The sequence below is a fragment of the Arenimonas sp. genome (genome assembly GCF_041919775.1).
Lineage (GTDB): Bacteria > Pseudomonadota > Gammaproteobacteria > Xanthomonadales > Xanthomonadaceae > Arenimonas.
The window spans coordinates 1-14,774 of record NZ_JAYRTE010000021.1; the positions used below are offsets into that span (position 1 = coordinate 1).

Genomic DNA, 14,774 nt, shown 5'->3' on the forward strand with positions numbered 1-14,774 from the left:
TTTTGACTTTGCCTTTGGCAAAGCAGGAATTCGCGCCTGAAGGCGCTCCTACAGGTTAGCTAGTTTTTGAGGGGGAGGTAGCCGTCGGGGCCGATCATGCGGAAGGGGACCGACACCAGCCGCATGCCGCCGTTGACCTGCACCGCGAAGTGCAGGTGCGGGCCGCTGGAAAAACCGGTGCTGCCGGCATAGCCCAGCACCTGGCCCAGGTGCACGCGGTCGCCGGTTCTTACCGTGACGCCGCCTTCCTGCAGGTGCGCGTACAGCGCCATCGATCCGTCTTCGTGCAGCACGCGCACGTAGTTGGCCTGGTCGGCCAGCGCCCGGTCGGCGCCGCCTTCGGCGTGGCCCGACATCGTCGCGACCACCACGCCGTCGCGCGCCGTCAGCACCGGCGTGCCTTCGCTGACGATCAGGTCGACGGCGTAGCGGTTGGCTTCGTCGCCGTGGCTGAAGCCGCCGTGGAAACCCTGGCCCAGCTCGAAGCCCGACTCTTCCACCGGCAGCGAATACACCACGTCGCGCGGCGTGGCGTGCGGCGGGCCGGGCACCGCCAGCAGCCGCAGTTCATGGCGGGCGCCGTCGGCGACCGGCCAAAGCCGCGCCAGCGTGGCCTGTTCGCCGGGCGCCAGCACGCGACGCTGCGGCAGTCCCGGTTCGCTGTCCATGCCCTGCCAGTGGTCGGCCAGCAGCTCGACCTCCAGCGGACCACCGCTGCGGTTGGCGGCCACGGCCACCTGTTCCTGGCCCTGCCGGTGCACCGAAAGCTGCGCCAGCTCGGCGGAAAACGCCGGCAGGGCGAGCAGCGCAAGCAGGGGCAGCAGGGCTTTCATGGTTTGGCAGTCTCGCCCAAACCGAAATACAGGTCGATCGGCTTGGGTTCGTCGAATGCGAACCCCTGGCCGAAGTCCACGCCCAGCGCCTGCAGCGCCTGGCGCTGGGCCTCGGTTTCGGTGTGTTCGGCGATCGACTTCTTGTCCAGCACGTGCGCGATCTCGTTGATCGAACGCACTACCGCCTCGGCCATCGGCGACTGGTGCATGTCGCGCACGAAGCTGCCGTCGATCTTGAAATAGTCCACGTCCAGCGAACGCAGGTAGTTGAACGAACAAAAGCCCGTGCCGAAGTCGTCCAGCGCGAACCGGCAGCCCAGCTCGCGCAGCTGGTTGATGAAACGCTGGGCGCGGGCGAGGTCGCGCACGGCGCTGGTCTCGGTCAGCTCGAAGCACAGGTGCGCGGCCGGGAAGCTGCTGCGGCGCAGGCGTTCGGCGACGAAGCCGATGAAACCTTCGTCGATCACCGCTTCGCCGGACAGGTTGATGCAGCACGATTCGACCGTGGCCGCGGCCTCGGGATGGCTTTCCAGCCAGCCCAGGGTCTGGGAGATCACCTCGCGGTCGATGCGCGTGCCCAGCCGGAAACGCTCCGCCGCCGGCATGAACTGCGCCGGCTCCAGGCGCTCGCCGGTGCGCGGGTCGTGCAGTCGCAGCAGCACCTCGAAATGCCGCCCGGCCTGCACGCCCGGCTGCAGCGGCACGATCGACTGGCAGTACAGCGCCAGCGTGTTCTTCTCCAGGGCCTCGCGGATGCGCACCACCCAGCGCATGGCCGCGGTGCGGTCGAGCAGTTCGCCGGCGTCCAGGCTGGCCACGCAGACGCGGTTGCCGCCCTGTTCCTTCGCGGTGAAGCAGGCGGCGTCGGCCTGGGACAGCAGCTGCGCGTAGTCGGCCTGGCCCGGCAGGAAGCTGACGATGCCGACGCTGGCAGTGGTGCCCAGCATCTGGCCGTTCCAGCCGCAGCGGTAGCCTTCGATCGCGCGCAGCAGCGAACGCATCCGGTCTTCGGCGACCATCGGCGTGCAGTTGTCGAGCAGCAGCGCGAACTCGTCGCCGCCGGTGCGCGCGACGCGGTCCTGCGGATGCATGTGGGCCGCGACGACGCCGGCGACGCCGCGGATCAGCTGGTCGCCGGCGGCATGGCTGGCGGTGTCGTTGATCAGCTTCAGGTGGTCCAGGTCCAGGTATGCCAGGGCCATCGGCACCGTCGAGGTTTGCGCCAGCACCGGCCGCATGCCTTCCTCGAAGGCGTTGCGGTTTTCCATGCCGGTCAGCGGGTCGGTGTTGGCGCGGTGCTTGAGCACGCCGGCCGCCACCCGCTGCTGGTGCATCGCGAAGGCCAGCATCATCGGCAGCGCCGCCACTTCGACCAGGAACACCAGCAGGTACAGGCTGTCGAGCGGATCGGCGGCGCGCGGGTAGCCGGCGGTGCCATAACCGGCCAGGCCGGCGATCAGCAGCATCGTCATCGCGCTGGCGATCGCGGTGAAACGCGGCGGCAGGCGCACCGCGCTCCAGACCATCACGCCCAGCGGCAGCGCCACCAGGCCCAGCGCGTAGTTGCCGCCGAGGCTGCCGCCCCAGGCCATCAGCAGGTAGCTGGCCATCAGGGCGATGTTCCAGGCCAGGCGTTCGGCCTCCGAGGCGTAGTCGCTGTCGGGGAAACGCCGGCGCTGGTCCTGGCGGCCCGGCAGCAGCAGCATCACCGCCGGCGCGATGCTGGTCGCGCCCAGCAGGTCGCCCAGCAGCCAGCGGCCCGCGGAGGCGGGAACCTGGCCCAGGCTGATCATCTCCGTCTGCAGCATGCCGGCGGTGCCCACGAGCGCGCTGACCGTCGCCATCACCAGCGAGCCACCCAGGGCATGCAGGCCAAAGCGCACCGTCAGCAGGTCGTCCAGCGGCTGCCGGCGCATCAGCCAGGCGCCGGCCAGCACGCCCAGCAGGTTCGAGGACATCGACCAGGGGATGAAGCCGTGCGGCACCGGCTCGAACACCAGGTGCACCAGCAGCGTGCCCAGCGGCACGAACCAGGCCACCCGCAGCCCGTAACGAAGCACGCCCGCCAGGCCCACGCCCGCCGCGGGCCAGAACAGCGCCACCTCGTCCGGGCCACCGCGCAAAAGGCTTGAATAGGCGCCGCCGGCGACGTACAGCGCCAGCAGCACCAGCACCACGAGCATCCGACGGGGGAAGGCGGGCATGTCCGGGAGCATAGGCCGGCCGCCCGTCGCCGACTAGTGAGCCTGGCCGCCGGCCGGTGGCATCAGGTGCGGCGAGGCCAGCAGCTGGAGCCGGCCGGCGCCGACCAGGGCGTCCGGGTCACCGCGCAGGGCGACCTGCAGGTCGCTCATGTTGGTGTCCTCGCGGGCGCGGAAGGTCGCCCAGCCGTTGCGGCCGTGCGCCTTGACGAAATACAGCGCCCGGTCGGCCATGTCGATCAGCTGTTCCCAGCCCAGGCCGCCGCGCGCGTCCCGGAACAGCGGGCATTCGATGAAACCGACCGAGCAGGTGATGCGCAGGGGCTCGGGTTTGCCGATGTCGAAGCGGTGGCCGGCGATGGCCGCGCAGATGCGCTCGCCCAGCATCGGCAGGTGCCGGTTGGGCATCGGCCGGAACACCAGCAGGAATTCTTCGCCGCCCCAGCGCGCGATGTAGTCGCCGGTGCGGACCAGCTGGCCCAGCACCTGCGCCACCTGCTGCAGCACGCGGTCGCCGGCCTGGTGGCCGTGGGTGTCGTTGACGGCCTTGAAGTGGTCGATGTCGATCAGCGCGAACACCATCACCTCGTCGGGCGAATTGCGTCGCACCGATTCGCGGTCGTAGAAGGCGATGTCGGCCGGGATCTGGTTGGCGAGGTATCGCCGGTTGCGCAGGCCGGTCAGCGGGTCGGTCTGGCTGGCTTCCTCGAGCCGGTGGTTGGCCACTTCCAGCGCTTCGGTGCGCTGGCTGACCAGCAGTTCCAGGGCCTGGCGCTGGCGCCGGTGCTTGCCCTGCTGGCGCCGGTAACCGGCGTAGACGATGCTCGCGCCCAGGCCGGCGAGCAGCCAGTAGAACAGCGGCGTCTCGTGGAAATGCGGTTCGATCCAGAAGCCGATCTGGGCCGGCGCGGCGCTCCAGGTTTCGGCGTTGTTCGAGCCCTGGGCTTCGAACACGTAGGCGCCCGGTGGCAGGTTGGTGTAGTTGACGCTGCGGCGGGTCGGATCCTCCAGGGTGCGCCAGTCCTCGTCGTAGCCGACCAGGCGGTAGCGCAGCTGCACGCTCTTGGGGTCCTGCAGGCTGAGCACGGTGAACTCGAAGCTCAGGTCGCGCTGGGTGCGCTCGAGCCGCCAGTCGGCGCCGGGGTCCGCGTCGCGCCACTCGTCGCCGACCTGGATGCGTTCGATCACCGTGCGCGGCGCGGTGCTGTTCTTCTCGATGCCGATGGTGGCCATGGCGACCAGGCCGTCGCGCGTGGGCAGCCACAGTTCGCCGCGTTCGATGAAACCCTTGGCGTGGCCGGCGCCGTTGCAGCAATAGCCCTTCTGGCCGCCGCGCCGGTCGCCGCGTTCGTTGAGCAGCATCTCGCCGCGCACGCTCTTGCGGCGGCCGGCGGCGACGTCGGCCATGTCCTGCAGCAGGACCCGGTGCACGCCGCGGATGCCGGCCACCCACACGTAGCCCTGCGCGTCGTGGGTGATGAAGAAGGGCGAATTGACCGGCATGCCGACGCTGTCGTCGAAGGCATGCCAGCGGCCGTCCTGGAGCAGGAAGATCTCCTCCGACAGCGCGCCTACCAGCAGCCGGCCGTCGGGCAATTCGTGGATGGCGGTGATGTCGAGGTCCTGGTGCAGCCCGGTGTCGAGGCCCACCGGCAGCAGGCGCCCGTCCTTGAATTCGTAGAGGCCACCCTGGGTGCCGACCAGCATCCGGCCGTCGCGGGTTTCGCGGATGATGCGCGCGCGCGGATCATTCAGGCCTTGGGCCGCGCCGAAACCGGTGAGGCCGTCGCGGGTCAGCCGGAACAGGCCGGACGTGGTGGCGAACCACAGCGCGCCGCGCCGGTCGCGCATGATGCCGTTGATCTGGGCGCTGCGCATCGGCGCCAGTTCGGCGGGGATTTCGAGCTGGTCGTCGCCGCGCAGCACCACCACGCCGCGGCGGGTGCCGATCCAGACCGCGTCCCGTTCCGGCAGCAGCGTGTAGGCGTTGGGATGCGGCAGGTCGGTGCCGGCCACCACTTCCTCGAAGCGTCCGTCGCGCATCACGCTCAGGCCGCTGTTGGTGCCCACCCAGAGCCGGCCGTCGGGGCCGCGCGCCACCGACCACAGCACCGGGTCGCGCAGGCCTTCGAAGACGCTGTAGCGCCGCGTCCAGCCGTTCCAGAGCCGGGTGATGCCTTCCCAATGCGAACCCAGCCACAGGTTGCCCTCGCGGTCCTCGTACATCGAGCGCACCGCCGAGCCCTTGGGGTCGTGGGTCACCATTTCGGTGACGCGGCCGGCGCGCAGGCGCGCCAGCCGGTCGACCAGGCCCACCCAGAGGTTGCCGTCGCCGTCCTCGAAAATCGCGTCCACCGGCGCGCTGGCCAGGCGGGTGTCGCCTTCGTAGCGCAGCCACTGGTTGTCGTTGCGGAAGAACAGGCCCGCGCTCGTGGCGGCCCACAGCCGGCCCTGGGCGTCGAGCAGCTGGGTCACGACGGTGTCTTCGTCACCCTCGGGCAGGGGCAGGAGCTGGGTGGTGCCGCCGGCGATCCGGTAGACCGTGCCGCGGCTGCCGACCCACAGTTCGTCGCCCCGGGCCAGCAGGCTGGTAGCGGCGCGCGGCAGCGGATGCAGCAGCGCGAGTTCCTCGTCGGTCGCGCGGTAGACGCCTTCCGGCCCGCTCACCATCAGCTCGCCCGAAGGCATGGCCTCGATGTCGTTGGTGTCGACGGCGTGGCCGGGATCGTCGCCGGCGACCGGGATCGCGCGGATCACGCCGTCCTCGTGCAGGCTCAGGCCCCGGTAGGTGGCGATCCAGACGCGGTTGGCCGGATCAACGTGCAGGTCGTGGATCCAGATGCCGCGCAGGCCGGGCGTGGTTTCGGGATTGAAGGCGCGGAAGCGCACGCCGTCGAAACGCGCCAGGCCGGCCTGGGTGCCGACCCACAGGTAACCGGTGCGGTCCTGGGCGATGGCCATCGCGCTGATCTGCGGCAGGCCTTCCTCGATGCTCCAGCTGTTGCGGACGTAGTGGTGGAAGGACTTGTCCGGATCCAGGGCCTTCACGGCACCCGGGGCGCCAGCCAGCACCAGCAGCGTCCACAGCCAGGCGGTGCGCAGGGTCGGCGACAAGGCGGGAGTCCGTGACGGGGTCCCCCCGACTAATACCCGCAGCCGCCGGCGCCGGCAAGGGTCATGGCCTGTTTCCATGACACGGTTCAAGTCGCGTGCCGCTAGCGGCGGAAGTCGTCGAGCGCCTTGCGGTCCCTCGCGGCGTGTCCGTCGCCGGCGGCTTCGAGGTGGCGCAGGTAGCCGTCGAAAGTGGCGAAGACGAACTGCCTGTCCTTCGCCGCCAGGCGCCGGAACGACGCCGGGTCGCGGGTGAAGCGGATCCACGCCGCGGCGACGGCCTCGCGCTGCCGGGCATCGAGCGTGTTCCAGTCGGCGGTGGCCGCGGGCAGGTACTGCGCATAGAGCCGGGTGGTCGGCTGTGCCGACAGGGCGGTCGCCGCGGATGACATGCGCTCGTAGTGGGACGTCTGCAGGGCCGCCGGCTCCTGGCTGACCGCGCTCCACAGCACCGCCGCCTGCAGCAGCAGGAAGGGCAGCAGCGGGACGATGGCCGCGATTGCGCCAAGCACCAGCAGCACCTTGAGGCAGCCGGTGCTGCCTCCGGACGAGGTGGGGTAGTAGGCCTGGCCGGCCGCTGTCGGGGAGTAGCTGGGGAAGGTTGGCGACGTGTAGTCGGGGGTGGGCGCCGACGCGCTGTACCCGGCCTGCAGTTTGGCGGTTTCCGCCTGCGCCCGGGCGATGTCGTAGGTGCTGTTGGGCGTGCCGTACACACCGGCGTTCCAGGCGCCCTGGTCGCTGACGCCGTAATCGGACTTCCAGTCGGACATGCTTCCCTCCCCCCCGGGTTTACCGCACCCCTGATTTCAGCACTCGATGACGTTGACCGCCAGCCCGCCGCGCGAGGTTTCCTTGTACTTGTCCTGCATGTCGCGGCCGGTGTCGCGCATGGTCCTGATGACCTTGTCCAGCGACACCTTGTGCTTGCCGTCGCCGCGAAGCGCCATGCGCGCGGCGTTGATCGCCTTCACGGCGCCCATCGCATTGCGTTCGATGCAGGGAATCTGGACCAGGCCGCCGATCGGGTCGCAGGTCAGGCCCAGGTTGTGTTCCATGCCGATCTCGGCGGCGTTCTCGACCTGGCCCGGCGTGCCGCCCAGCGCGGCGACCAGGCCGCCGGCGGCCATCGAGCAGGCGACGCCGACTTCACCCTGGCAGCCGACTTCGGCGCCGGAGATCGAGGCGTTTTCCTTGTACAGGATGCCGATCGCGGCGGCGGTGAGCAGGAAGTCGAACACGCCCTTTTCGCTGGCGCCCGGGCAGAAGCGGTCGTAGTAATGCAGCACCGCCGGGATGATGCCGGCAGCGCCGTTGGTCGGCGCGGTGACGACGCGGCCGCCGGCGGCGTTTTCCTCGTTCACGGCGAGTGCGTACAGGTTCACCCAGTCGAGCACGGTCAGCGGGTCGCGCATGCCGGCTTCGGGCTTGGACGAGAGTTCCGCGTGCAGGCTTGGCGCGCGCCGGGCCACGTGCAGGCCGCCGGGCAGGGTGCCCTTCTCGCGGATGCCGCGGGCGGTGCAGTCCTGCATCGCCAGCCAGAGCTCGCGCAGGCCCTGCAGCACCTCGGCTTCGGGGCGCCAGGCGGTTTCGTTGGCCAGCATCAGCGCGGCGATGCCCAGGCCCGATTCTTCGCAGCGGCGCAGCAGCTCGTCGCCGGAATGGAAGGGATGCGGCAGGTCGGTGGTGTCGGCGACGATGCGGTCTTCGGCGGCCTCTTCGGGGTTGACCACGAAACCGCCGCCGACCGAGTAGTAATCGCGGGTGGCGAGTTCGGCGCCGTCGGCGTCGTACGCGGTGAAGCGCATGCCGTTGGTGTGGAAGGGCAGCTTCTGGCGCTTGTTCATCACCAGGTCCTGCTTCTCGTCGAAGCGGATCTGGTGCTTGCCCAGCAGGCTGATCTTCTTGTCCTTGCGGATGCGCTCGAGCGCGGCCGGGATGATGTCCGGGTCGATCTGGTTCGGCCAGTGACCTTCGAGCCCCATCAGCACGGCCTTGTCGGTGCCGTGGCCGCGGCCGGTCAGCGCCAGCGAGCCGAACACCTCGGCGCGCACGCGCGCGGTGCGTGCCAGCACGCCCTTCTCGTCCAGCCAGTGGCTGGTGAAACGCGCGGCGGCGCGCATCGGCCCGACCGTGTGCGAGGACGAGGGACCGATGCCGATCTTGAAGAGGTCGAAGACGCTGACTGCCATGTCGGGCCGGGATCCATGTGCGGGAAGGGATGCGTGCGCCGTATTCTATGCGCCTTGCCCGCCCGGCGACTGTACGGCCCCGCATTGATGCCCCCGTCCCTCACCCTCATCCAGCGCGACGACTGCCACCTGTGCGACCAGGCCTGGGAAGTGATGGCCGCCGCCGGCGTGCCGGACTTCGACCCGCTGTGGATAGACGACGACCTGGGCCTGCAGGCGCGCTACGGCGAACGCATCCCGGTGCTGCGCCGCGAAGACACCGGCGCCGAACTCGACTGGCCCTTCGACGCAGCGCGGCTGCGCGACTTCCTGGCCTAGGTCCGGGGCTGCAATACGAGGCGGGTGAACACCTCGACCTCGTCGGGCAGCAGCCCGGTGTCGGCCCAGTCGCCTTCGCCGACGCCGAACGCGAGGCGCCTGACCGTGGCTTTTCCTTCCAGCGTGGCCGGCGTGCCCGGGGTCCAGGTGAAACGCAGCGGCACCGGGCGGGTGACGCCGTTGAGCGTCAGCTCGCCCTTCGCCTCGTAATCGTTTCCGCCCAGGTGCCTGAACGAGGTGGCCACGTAGCGGGCCTCCGGCGCGCGTCTGGCGTCGAAGAAGTCCGGGCCGACCAGCATTTCGTCGCGGTCGGGACTGTCGGTGTCGGCCGTGGCCAGTTCGATGCGCACATCGAAGCGGGCGTCTTCAAGCGCGTCGGGATCGAAGCGGATCGCCGGGCTGAACCGGGCGAACCGGCCTTCGAAGGCTTCGTCCATGTAGCTGGCGCGGAAGCCGAGGGTCGAGCCTTTCGCGGCCTGCCAGTCGGCGGCAAGGGCCAGCGGCGCGGCCAGGAGGGAGAGGATCAGCAACAGGGCGTGCAGGCGCTTCATCAGGAATCCTTGCCGGGGCGGGGGCCGGGCGGCGGCAGCCCCGGCAGCATGCGCGCGAGGGTCGCGTCGCGATTGAAGTAGTGGTGCTTGAGCGCGGCGCCCGCGTGCACCAGCACAAGCGCCAGCAGCACCACCCACAGCCAGCCATGCGCGGCGACCGCGAAGTCGGCGACGCCTTCGTCGCGACCGGACAGTTCCGGCACTTCGAACAGGCCGAACCACATCAGTTTCACCGGGATGCCGGAGGCCGAGTGGTACAGCCAGCCGCTCAGCGCCATCGCCAGCAGCACCACGTACAGCGCGCCGTGCGCGGCCTGCGCCGCCAGGACCTGCCAGCGCGGCGTCCCGGGCACCGGTTCGGGCGTGCCCGCGACCAGGCGCCAGCCCAGCCGCAGCAGGGTCAGGGCCATCACCGTCAGGCCGATGCTCTTGTGCAGGGCGTACACGTCCATCTTGGTGCGCGAGGTCGGCAGTTCCTGCATCACCAGGCCCACCACCAGCAGGCCCAGCACCAGGACCACCGTCAGCCAGTGGAAGCCGATGCTCACCCAGCCCCAGCGCTCAGTCGTGTTGCGGATCGGCATCGTCGCTCTCCGGTTCGGTGGATGGGCGGTAGCGTACCGCCTCGGCCTGGATGTCGAGCTGCACGCGCTGGCCAACCACGTTGGGCCAGGAGGGCATGTCGAAGTCGCGGCGGTCGAGCTCCGCGGTGGCGCTGAAGCCGGCGGTGCGGCGGAAGGTGACCGGGTTGCGGGCGAGCTTGTTCATCCGGACGTCGAGCGCGACCTCGCGGGTTTCGCCCTTGAGCGTGAGCTCGCCGGTGACCCGCGCCCGGTCCTTGCCCGTCGGTTCGACCCGGGTCGAGCGGAAGTGCGCCACCGGCTGGCGCCGGGCGTGCAGCCAGGTCGCCGAAAGCAGCTTGTCGCGCCAGTCGGCGTCGCCGATTTCCAGCCCGGCCAGCGGCACCTGGACCTCGAGCCGGGCGCTGGTCCAGTCCTCGGAGTCGAAGTGCAGTTCGCCCCGTACGTCGGGGAACACGCCGAGCGCCTGGGAAAAACCGGCGTGGTCGACGCGGAACAGCACGCGGCTGTGCACCGGGTCGAGGCGGAAGGACTCGACCTTGCCGGCAGCAGGGGCGACCGCGCTCAGCAGGAGTAGACAGAACAGCGATTTCCGAACTCGATTCATCCGTTTTCGGACCTTCCGGCTTCGGCAAGGTGCTTAGTCTAGGCCGCATCCACCGCCGGAGGGGCGATGTCGCCGACTTCACCACTGCAACATTGCGTGGCCATGCTGCTGGCCGGGCTGATGCTCGCGCTGCTGATTGCGGGCAGTGCGGGGGCGTCGGCATCGGCACTGGAGGGCCTGCGGGCGGGGCCGGCGGCGGTGGTGCCGGCGGTTTCGCCGTTCCGGCTTCGCGGCGTCGCCGACGGGCTGCCGTCGGCCGGCATCAATGGTTTCGCCCAGGACCGCGCCGGCTACCTGTGGCTGGCGACCGACGACGGCCTGGCGCGTTTCGACGGCCTGGCCTTCCGCACCTGGCGGCGGCAGCCGGGGGAGGCGGGCAGCCTTCCCGGCAACCGGATCCTCGCCGTGGCGGTGCTGCCGGACGATCGCATCGAAGCGGACGTGGCAGGTCACGGCCGCTGGCGGCTGGACAGGCTGCGCCGCGGCTTTCGTCCAGTGCCCGGTGACGGACCGGCGCCCACGCCGGCCGTCCGGCAATGGCCCGATCCGGGCGGCGGCTGGTGGTCGGCGGGTCCGGACGGGCTGGCGTTCCGTGCGGCGGGGCGGGGCCCAAAGCACGCGTGGCCGGCACCGCGCTGGCCCGGTCCGGTGCGCACGCTGTTCACCGACCGCGAGGGCGGGCTCTGGTTTGCCGCCGAAGGACAAGGGCTGGCCTACCTTCCGTCCAGCTGGCGGGCCTTTCATTTCCTGCCGGCTCCGTCCGGCCCCCGACCGCTTCTTGCGCCGGCGGGTCCGGCCGCGGCCTGGCGGGCGGATGAGCACGGTCTGTGCCGGCTGTTGCTGGCGACGACCACGTGCGAGCCCGTCGCGGTGTTGCCGGCCTGGCCCCCGGGGCCGGTGCAGGCGCTGCTGGCACGCGCGGACGGCAGCCTGTGGCTGGCGCAGGGTTCGTCGCTGTCCGAGCTCCGGCCGGATGCCGCCGGCGGATTCCGCCGGCTGCCACGCGGCGGGGCGGCGTGGCCCGTGCGCCAGCTGCTGGCGTCGGCCGACGGCGCGCTGTGGCTGCGGGGCGGCCGCGAGGTGGAGCGGCGCGTTGCCGGGCAGGCGCCTGTGCGGGTCGCGTCCGAGGGGCTGCTCTGGCTGGGGCCGGACGGCCAGGCCTGGCGTCGCCAGGGGCGCCGGCTGCAGCACTGGCCCGCTGCTGGCGATGGGTTTGTCGACGTGCCCGGTGCGCCGGATGGCGACTGGCAGGCGCTGGCGAGCGGCGCCGGCAGCGAGGTCTGGCTGGCGGGCCCCGGACGCCTGGAACAGTGGCGCTGGCAGGACGGGGCGCTGCGGGAGCTGGCCTTGTACGGTGCCAGCCAGGGCGTGCCGGCGGTGGACCGCCTGCGTCTGGCGCTGGATCCGGAGGGTCGCCCCTGGCTGGCCACGCCGCGTGGCCTGTGGCGGCTCGACCCCGGCGCCGGACGGCTGCAGCGCTTCGGGCGGGCCGACGGCCTGGCCGACCAGGCACTGGGCGACGGGCCCCTGTGGGTGTCGGACAGCGGCGTCGGGCTGGCCGCGGCGCATGCCGGCTGGCAGCTGTTCGACAGCCAGGGCCTGGACCGGCAGGCCGGGCAGCCGGCGCCGCTGGTGCTCGAATCGGTGCAGCTGCGTCGCGACGGCCAGCCGCTGGCCCTGCCCGCCGACACCAGCCTGCTGCGCCTGGGGCCCGGGGATCGGGAACTGCGGCTCGATGCCCGGCTGGTCTCGTTCACCGAACCCGCCGCGCACCGGTTCCGGTTCCTGCTCGAGGGCTACGACCGGAACTGGGTGGAGGTCGGCGCCGACGGCTCGCGCGTGTTTCCGCAGCTGGCGCCGGGCAGCTATGCGCTGCGGGTCAGCGGTGCGGTGCCGCACGGCGACTGGTCCGAACCGCGCAGCCTCACCGTGCTCGTGGATCCGCCCTGGTGGGGCACGCGGACGGCGCTGGCGGGTTCCGGCCTGGGACTGATGGCGGGCCTGTCGGTGCTCGCGATGGTGTATCGCGGCCGGCGTCGCCGCCGCGCGGCCTGGCAGCTCGCGCGCGCCCGCCAGCAGCTGGCCGAACAGCATTCGGAAGCCAAGACCCGCTTCCTGGCGGCGCTGGGCCACGAGATCCGCACCCCGATGACCGGCGTGCTCGGCATGGCGGAACTGCTGCAGGGCAGCGCGCTCGATCCGGAGCAGCGCGCGCGGGTGGACGCCATCCAGGGCGCCGGCCGGCACCTGCTGCGCCTGGTCAACGACACCCTGGACCTGGCGCGCATCGAGGCCGGCAAACTGGTGCTCGAGGACGCTCCGTTCGCACTGCGGCCGCTGCTGGCCGAACTGGCCGCGCTGCTGCGCCCGCTGGCCGAAGCCAAGGGCCTGGCCTTCCACCTGCACTGCGACGGCGACGTGCCGGCCGGGCTGCGGGGCGACGCCACCCGCGTGCGCCAGATCCTGCTCAACCTGGCCAGCAACGCCATCAAGTTCTGCGAGCGCGGCGAGCTGGTGATCCATTGCGGACGGCGCGACCCGGTTGGCGTCGTCATCCGCGTACGCGACACCGGACCGGGCCTGGCGGCCGATCAGCAGGCCCGGCTGTTCCGGCGCTTCGAACAGGGGGCCGGCGTCGCCAGCGGCAGTCGCTACGGCGGCAGCGGCCTGGGCCTGGCGATCAGCCAGGAACTGGCGGCGGCGATGGGCGGGTCGATTTCCGTGCGCAGCGAAGCCGGGCGCGGCGCCTGCTTCCGCGTCGAACTGCCGCTGCCGTCATCGGCGGCCACCGGGCCGGCCGAGGTCGCGCCCGTGCTGCGCGTGCCCGGGCGGCGCGTGCTGCTGGTCGAGGACGACCCGGTGGTGGCCACGGTGGTCCAGGACCTGCTGCGCCAGCAGGGCCACGCGGTCGAACACGCCCCGCACGGACTGGCGGCGATGACGGCGCTGGAAACGGGCGACTTCGACCTGGCCCTGCTCGACCTCGACCTGCCGGGGCTGGACGGCTTCCAGCTGGCGCGGCTGCTGCGCGCGCGCGGCGAGACGCTGCCGCTGCTGGCACTCACCGCGCGCGCCGACGGCGACGCCGAACGCGAGGCGCTGGCGGCGGGCATGGACGGGTTCCTGCGCAAGCCGGTGACCGGCGCGATGCTCGCCGAAGCGCTGGCGCAGGCGCCGTCGCCCGCGTCAGTGGCGGGCGAGTGATCGCCGGGAGCGCGTTTGCCTTTGTGTGGGGTCGCCCGGTCACGCGGGACCGCCCGTTCGCGCGGAATCGCTCAGTCGCGGCGGCTGTGCTGGTGCACGGCGTCGACCAGCACGCGCACGTGTTCCGGATCCATGTCCGGCGACATGCCGTGGCCGAGGTTGAACACGTGGCCCTCGCGCGAGCCGCCGTTGGCGTCGGCGTAGTCGTCGAGCGCGCGTCCGGCCTCGGCGCGGATCACTTCCGGCGAGGCGTAAAGCGTGGCCGGGTCGAGGTTGCCCTGCAGCGCGACCTTGCCGCCGGTGCGGCGGCGGGCTTCGCCCAGGCCGACGGTCCAGTCGACGCCGATGCCTTCGGCGCCGCTCGCGGCCAGCTCTTCGAGGTAGGGCGCGTTGCCCTTGCCGAACAGGATCAGCGGCGCCCGGTCGTCGCCGTCGCCGCGCGGCAGCTCGGCGGCGATGCGCTGCAGGTAGCGCAGCGAGAACTCGCGGTACAGGTGCGGCGCCATCACGCCGCCCCAGGTGTCGAACACCTGCAGCGCCTGCGCGCCGGCCGCGTGCTGGGCGGCGAGGTAGGCGATGACCGCGTCGGTGGTCACTTCCAGTAGCCGGTGCAGCGCGGCCGGGTTGTTGAGCGCCAGCGACTTGATGCGCGCGAAGTCCTTGCTGCCGCCGCCTTCGACCATGTAGCAGGCCAGCGTCCAGGGGCTGCCGGAAAAACCGATCAGCGGCACCGAGCCGTCGAGTTCGCGGCGGATCAGCGAAACGGCGTCCATCACGTAGCGCAGTTCGCTGCCCATGTCGGGAACGGCCAGACGGGCGATGTCGGCCTCGCTGCGCACCGGGTCCTTGAACTTCGGGCCCTCGCCTTCGACGAAGTACAGGCCCAGGCCCATCGCGTCGGGTACGGTGAGGATGTCCGAGAACAGGATCGCCGCGTCCAGCGCGTAGCGCCGCAGCGGCTGCAGGGTGACTTCGCAGGCCAGTTCGGGATTGGTGGCCAGGCCCATGAAGCTGCCGGCCTGCTGGCGGGTGGCGCGGTACTCGGGCAGGTAGCGCCCGGCCTGGCGCATCAGCCACACCGGCGTGCAGTCCACGGGTTCGCGCCGCAGCGCACGCAGGAAACGGTCGTTCTTCAGCTTCACGGGCTCATCCAGAGTAGGGCGCTCGCGCGCCGTTTAC

At 71.4% G+C, this 14,774-nt stretch carries 11 protein-coding genes; 2 read left to right on the top strand and 9 right to left on the bottom strand.

Translation table 11 applies throughout. The annotated features are described in order from the left end of the window. Positions 1–59 precede the first annotated feature (59 nt). The 5 genes from ACE3TE_RS10910 to ACE3TE_RS10930 form a co-directional block, all read right to left on the bottom strand. Positions 60–833, bottom strand: a complete 774-nt coding sequence (locus ACE3TE_RS10910; protein WP_374604886.1) for a M23 family metallopeptidase — start codon at positions 831–833, stop codon at positions 60–62. Beyond that, on the bottom strand, positions 830–3,037 hold the full coding sequence (locus ACE3TE_RS10915; protein WP_374604888.1) for a putative bifunctional diguanylate cyclase/phosphodiesterase: 2,208 nt from the start codon (positions 3,035–3,037) through the stop codon (positions 830–832). The genes ACE3TE_RS10910 and ACE3TE_RS10915 overlap by 4 nt, the downstream gene beginning before the upstream one ends. A 33-nt stretch (positions 3,038–3,070) precedes the next feature. Continuing rightward, positions 3,071–6,148 (bottom strand): two-component regulator propeller domain-containing protein, encoded by a 3,078-nt coding sequence (locus ACE3TE_RS10920; RefSeq protein WP_374604890.1) that lies wholly within the window; start codon positions 6,146–6,148, stop codon positions 3,071–3,073. Positions 6,149–6,249: 101 nt separating this feature from the next. Next, positions 6,250–6,915, bottom strand: coding sequence for a hypothetical protein (locus tag ACE3TE_RS10925; protein ID WP_374604892.1), 666 nt, complete (start codon positions 6,913–6,915; stop codon positions 6,250–6,252). A gap of 36 nt (positions 6,916–6,951) precedes the next feature. Next, positions 6,952–8,334, bottom strand: a complete 1,383-nt coding sequence (locus tag ACE3TE_RS10930) for an L-serine ammonia-lyase (RefSeq protein WP_374604894.1) — start codon at positions 8,332–8,334, stop codon at positions 6,952–6,954. An 87-nt stretch (positions 8,335–8,421) separates the two neighbouring features. On the opposite strand from ACE3TE_RS10930, the gene ACE3TE_RS10935 reads away from it, so the two are divergent. After that, positions 8,422–8,652, top strand: a complete 231-nt coding sequence (locus ACE3TE_RS10935; protein ID WP_374604896.1) for a glutaredoxin family protein — start codon at positions 8,422–8,424, stop codon at positions 8,650–8,652. Here ACE3TE_RS10935 and ACE3TE_RS10940 read toward each other — a convergent pair. The 3 genes from ACE3TE_RS10940 to ACE3TE_RS10950 are packed head-to-tail and all read right to left on the bottom strand — an operon-like array spanning position 8,649 to position 10,391. Beyond that, positions 8,649–9,203 (bottom strand): YceI family protein, encoded by a 555-nt coding sequence (locus ACE3TE_RS10940; protein WP_374604898.1) that lies wholly within the window; start codon positions 9,201–9,203, stop codon positions 8,649–8,651. The genes ACE3TE_RS10935 and ACE3TE_RS10940 overlap by 4 nt on opposite strands. Beyond that, positions 9,203–9,787, bottom strand: coding sequence for a cytochrome b (locus ACE3TE_RS10945; RefSeq protein ID WP_374604900.1), 585 nt, complete (start codon positions 9,785–9,787; stop codon positions 9,203–9,205). The genes ACE3TE_RS10940 and ACE3TE_RS10945 overlap by 1 nt, the downstream gene beginning before the upstream one ends. Continuing rightward, the gene (locus ACE3TE_RS10950; RefSeq protein ID WP_374604902.1) at positions 9,765–10,391 is read right to left on the bottom strand and encodes a YceI family protein; all 627 of its coding nucleotides are present in this window, start codon (positions 10,389–10,391) and stop codon (positions 9,765–9,767) included. The genes ACE3TE_RS10945 and ACE3TE_RS10950 overlap by 23 nt, the downstream gene beginning before the upstream one ends. Positions 10,392–10,493: 102 nt before the next feature. Between ACE3TE_RS10950 and ACE3TE_RS10955 the strand changes: the two genes are divergently transcribed. Then, on the top strand, positions 10,494–13,595 hold the full coding sequence (locus ACE3TE_RS10955) for an ATP-binding protein (protein ID WP_374604951.1): 3,102 nt from the start codon (positions 10,494–10,496) through the stop codon (positions 13,593–13,595). Between the two features lie 71 nt (positions 13,596–13,666). Here ACE3TE_RS10955 and hemE read toward each other — a convergent pair whose 3' ends face one another. Then, entirely contained in the window at positions 13,667–14,737 is a 1,071-nt protein-coding gene (gene hemE / locus ACE3TE_RS10960; protein WP_374604904.1) for a uroporphyrinogen decarboxylase, read from the bottom strand. Positions 14,738–14,774: the final 37 nt, after the last annotated feature.